At 65.5% G+C, this 4,836-nt stretch carries 5 protein-coding genes; 3 read left to right on the top strand and 2 right to left on the bottom strand.

The window, feature by feature from the left end:
• Positions 1 to 774 (bottom strand): tRNA (5-methylaminomethyl-2-thiouridine)(34)-methyltransferase MnmC2 (gene mnmC2 / locus CGX12_RS18795; RefSeq protein WP_142995706.1); only part of this gene is annotated, 774 nt, incomplete at its 3' end.
• Between the two features lie 105 nt (positions 775 to 879).
• Between mnmC2 and fabB the strand changes: the two genes are divergently transcribed.
• Positions 880 to 2,094, top strand: a complete 1,215-nt coding sequence (fabB, locus tag CGX12_RS18790) for a beta-ketoacyl-ACP synthase I (protein ID WP_094041402.1) — start codon at positions 880 to 882, stop codon at positions 2,092 to 2,094.
• 145 nt (positions 2,095 to 2,239) lie between these two features.
• Here fabB and CGX12_RS18785 read toward each other — a convergent pair whose 3' ends face one another.
• Complete coding sequence (locus CGX12_RS18785) at positions 2,240 to 2,974, bottom strand: phosphatase PAP2 family protein (protein WP_094041401.1); 735 nt, start codon at positions 2,972 to 2,974, stop codon at positions 2,240 to 2,242.
• Between the two features lie 114 nt (positions 2,975 to 3,088).
• On the opposite strand from CGX12_RS18785, the gene CGX12_RS18780 reads away from it, so the two are divergent.
• Positions 3,089 to 4,192 (top strand): 4-phosphoerythronate dehydrogenase, encoded by a 1,104-nt coding sequence (locus CGX12_RS18780; RefSeq protein ID WP_094041400.1) that lies wholly within the window; start codon positions 3,089 to 3,091, stop codon positions 4,190 to 4,192.
• Between the two features lie 144 nt (positions 4,193 to 4,336).
• Positions 4,337 to 4,836: FimV/HubP family polar landmark protein (locus CGX12_RS18775; RefSeq protein WP_303396190.1), on the top strand; the 500-nt coding region annotated here is incomplete at its 3' end.

Genomic DNA, 4,836 nt, shown 5'->3' with positions numbered 1-4,836 from the left:
GCGCCAGTACCAGGGGGTTGGGTAGGGGGCGCGGATGTCGGGACGGCGGTGCCCGGCCAGCATTTCCCGCTTGCGGCCGAAGCCCTTGACCCGGGCCACCTCGAAGCCTGCCTCCCGCAGCCCCCGGCGAACGAAACCGGCGGCGGTAAAGGTGGCCAGGGTGGCGCCGTTCCTGGCCAGCCGGGCCAGCTCCCGGAACAGCTCGGGGGTCCACATCTCGGGGTTCTTGCTGGGGGCGAAGCCGTCCAGGTACCAGGCGTCGACCTTGCCGAGCAGGCCCGCTTCCATCTGGGGCAGCAGTTCGGCCACGTCGCCCAGCCACAAGTCCAGGCAGACGTCTTCCGCCAGCCACAGCCGGTGACAGCCGCTCACGGCCAGCGGATATTCAGCTAACAAATGTTCGCTTAAAGTGCTAAGCTCTGGCCACTGGCCCAGGGCCTGTCGCAGATCGGTGTGGGAAAGCGGGTATTTTTCCACGCTGATAAAGTGCAGGCGCCGGGCGTTACCTTGCGGATGCTGCCGACGATAGTCGATAAAGGCCTGCCAGGTGGCCAGAAAGTTGAGGCCGGTGCCAAAGCCGGTTTCGGCCACCACGAACAGGGCACGGTCGTGATCGACGAAGCGTCCGGGCAGGCCGTTCTGGCCCAGGAACACATAACGGGTTTCGGCCAGGCCGTTGTCGTTGGAAAAGTAGACATCGTCGAACGCGGCGGCGACCGGCGTGCCCTGGTCATTCCAGTCCAGGCGAGCGGTCGTGATGATGTGGGGTGACACTGAACCTCCGGGGCCGTAAAAGCGGTCATTTTATGTGAAAGCAGACCAGTTTGACCATGTTTTGTGGTTAGAATTGGCGCCAAATCAAGACAGTAGGAAAGATAGATGAGAAGAGCAGTCATTACCGGTATCGGTGTGGTGTCCAGCATAGGCAACAACAAGGAAGAGGTCCTGGCTTCCCTCAAGGCGGGCCGCTCCGGTATCAGCTTCTCCGAGCAGTTCGCGGACTACAAGCTGCGCAGCCAGGTATGGGGGAACATCAAACTGAACCCGGCCGAGCATATCGATCGCAAGGTCATGCGCTTTATGGGCGATGCCGCCGCCTTCGCCTATCTTTCCATGGAGCAGGCCATTGCCGACGCCGGACTCGACGAGTCCATGGTGTCCAACGAGCGCACCGGCCTGGTGGTGGGCTCCGGCGGTGCTTCTTCCAAGAACCAGATCGAGGCCTGCGACACCCTGCGCGAGAAAGGCGTGCGTCGGGTCGGCCCCTACATGGTGCCGCGCACCATGTCGTCCACCACCTCCGCCTGCCTGGCCACTCCCTTCAAGATCAAGGGCATCAACTACTCCATCAGCTCCGCCTGCGCCACCTCGGCCCACTGCATCGGCCACGCCCTGGAACAAATCCAGATGGGCAAGCAGGACATCGTCTTCGCCGGCGGCGGTGAAGAAGTGGACTGGACCCTGGCGCTGCAGTTCGACGCCATGGGCGCCCTGTCCAGCAAGTACAACGAGACCCCGGAGCTGGCCTCCCGCACCTACGACGCCGGCCGCGACGGCTTCGTCATCTCCGGTGGCGGCGGCATCCTGGTGGTGGAAGAGCTGGAGCACGCCTTGAAGCGCGGCGCCAAGATCTACGCCGAGATCACCGGTTACGGCGCCACCTCCGACGGCTACGACATGGTGGCTCCCTCCGGCGAGGGCGCGGTACGCTGCATGAAGCAGGCCATGGCCACGGCGCCGGCGCCGGTGCAGTACATCAACACCCACGGCACCTCCACCCCGGTGGGCGACGTTAAGGAGCTGGAGGCCATCCACGGCCTGTTCGGCGACCAGGCGCCCTACATCTCCGCCACCAAGGCGATGACCGGCCACGCCCTGGGTGCCGCCGGCGTGCACGAGGCGGTGTATTCGCTGCTGATGCTGGAGCACGGCTTTATCGCCCCCAGCATCAACATCACCGAGCTGGACGAGAAGGCCCAGGGCCTGCCCATCGTCACCGAATATCAAGAAGCCGAGCTGGACACCGTGATGTCCAACAGCTTCGGTTTCGGCGGCACCAACGCCAGCCTGGTGTTCAGCAAGTACAAGGGCTGAAGGCTCTGATAACACAAGTAAAAAAGCGCCCGCGGGCGCTTTTTTGTTGCGTCGGGATCGGAAGCATCTCCACTGTTGCTCACGCCTCACGCCTCACGCCTCACGCCTCACGCCTCACGCCTCACGCCTCACGCCTCACGCCTCGCTATAGTTTCCGTCGATCCCAGCGGATAAAGCCCCAGGCACCGAGGGCACCGAACAGAAAGCCGAGCAGGCTGCTGGCCAGGATATCGGCGGGCCAGTGCAGGCCCAGCAGCAGGCGGGAGTAACACACCGCCACCGCCCAGCCGGCCAGGGCGGTGACCAGCCAGGGCGAGGCACGGCGGTAGGCCAGCAGCAGGCAGAAGAAGGCGGCGATGGTCATGGCCGCGATGGAGTGGCCGGAGGGGAAGGAATAGTTCACCTCTTCCTGCCAGTGCAGCTTGAGCCAGCGGGGGATCTGCTGCTCGGACACCCGGCTCAGGCCCTCGGCCAGCCATTGCTCGCGGATCGCCTCCCGCTGGGCATAGAAACTGCTGCTGTCGATCTTGCCCTGCTCCTCCAGCCAGAGCACATAGGGCCTGGGCTCCTTGAAGTACTGCTTGGCCAGGGTCTTGGTGACGAAGGCGCCGCCCAGGGCGGTCATCAGGCAGAGAAAGAACACCAGAAACTGGCCGGGGCGGCGCCGCCAGCGATGCAGGGTGAGGGCGCTCAGCAGCACCAGGGTGATAAGAATACCGGTTTCCCCGACCGACAGGGTCAGGCCGTAGGCCAGCAGGGCGGGCAGTTCGTCCAGATCCAGCAGGGGAAACCAGTGCCAGTGCCAGTGGTAGCCCAGGCTGGCGATGGCGACGGGCAGGACCAGCAAGGCCAGCACGCCAAGGAATAGCTTCAAAGTCATAGGTGAGGGAGTGAATGGCGACAAAGTCGCGAGTCTAGCAAAAGCGCGGGCGGATTACAGCTGAAGCCCGGGGCGACTCGGGGTACAATGCCTGGCCGTTCAAGGAGGTAACCGATGAAATTGCTGGCCGATGAAAACATGCCCTTCGTGCAGGAGTTGTTTGGCGACTGGGCCGAGGTGACGACCTGCCCCGGCCGGGAGATCAGTCCCGGGCAGCTGCGGGACGTGGACGTGCTGCTGGTACGCTCCATCACCCGGGTGGACGAGGCCCTGCTGGCCCAGGCCGGGCGCCTGGCCTTCGTGGGCACGGCCACCATCGGCTGTGACCACGTGGACACCGGCCTGCTGGCCCGCCGCGGCATCGGTTTTGCCAGTGCGCCGGGCTGCAACAAGGTGGCGGTGGGCGACTATCTGCTGGCGGCCCTGCTGCGGGTCGCGGTCCACAAGGGCTGGCAACTCGCCGGCAAGACCCTGGCGGTGATCGGGGCCGGCAATACCGGATCCGAGGTGGCCGGCCGGGCCCGGGCGCTGGGCATGGAGGTACTGTTGTGCGACCCCTTGCTGGCCGAACGGGATCCGACGGCTTTTGTCGAGTTTGACCAGGCCTTGCGCGCGGATATCGTCAGTTTCCACGTGCCCCTGGTCCGGGATGGCGAACATCCCACCTGGCACCTGCTGGACGAGGCCCGCATTGCCGGTCTGGATGGGGAGCAGGTGCTGATCAACGCCTGCCGGGGGGACGTGTGGGACAACCGGGCCCTGTTGCAGCGCCAACAGGGACCTGAGCCCCTGACCCTGGTGATGGACGTGTGGGAGCACGAGCCCGAGGTGCTGGCGCCCCTGGTACCCCATGTGCTGCTCGCCACGCCCCATATCGCCGGCTACAGCCTGGAGGGCAAGGTCAGGGGCACCTTCGCCCTCTACCAGGCCCTGTGCACCCAGCAGGGGCGGGCGGTGGCAGTCACCCCCGGGCAACTGCTGCCGTCTCCCCCGGTGGCGGCCGTGACCCTGGCCGAGGTGCCGGAGCAAGCGCTGCTCGAACGCCTGGTGCGGCTGGTTTACGATATCGAGCGGGACGATCTCGCCTTTCGCCGGGCCCTGGGCCAGCCCGGTTTCTTCGACCGGCTGCGCAAGGACTATCCCCAGCGCCGGGAGCTGGGCTCCCTGCGTCTGCTGGGGGTTGACAACGACCTCGCCGCCCTGGGGTTTAAAGCTTGAGGCACCGCGGCCGATAAGGCTAAGACAGCATAACCTGGACAGATAAGTTCCTATTGGCACTGTTTTTTTCTACACTTGTGCCATGGCGAGCCAAGCCCGCCGGTTGCCCCGGTGAAGCGTCAGGAAAAGGATACTGGATACATAATGAGACGACTCAGACCACACCTTAGCTCCGGTCTGGCCCTGTGGCTGGCCTGCTCCGCGCCGTCCTTCGCCCAGGGCGAGTTTTATATCGAGCTGCGCGGGCCGGAAACGGAAGCGCCGGCCCCGGCAACATCTCCGGCCGCCGTGCCGTCCGTCCAGCCGCAGCCGGCCCCCGCGCCGGCCCCGGGACGCTACGGCCCCATCCGCAGTACCGATACCCTCTGGGCCATCGCCGCCCGCCATACCCGTGCCCCGGTCACGGTACAGCAGACCATGGTGGCGCTCTATCATCTTAACCCCAACGCTTTCGTGCGTGGCAATATCAACTACCTGCAGCGGGGAGCCACCCTGCGGTTGCCGACTCAGTCCCAGGCCCAGCAGCGATCGCCACGCGAAGCGGAGGCCGAATTCCGGCGGCTGAGCCAGCAGGGCAACCGCACCGCCACCCGGGCGGCCACGGCGCCCAGGCAGGAAACCGCTGCGACTCCCCGGCCCGCTGC

The organism is Zobellella denitrificans, assembly GCF_002237365.1.
Classification (GTDB): domain Bacteria; phylum Pseudomonadota; class Gammaproteobacteria; order Enterobacterales; family Aeromonadaceae; genus Oceanimonas; species Oceanimonas denitrificans.
This window is presented reverse-complemented; position numbering and strand designations above follow the sequence as displayed.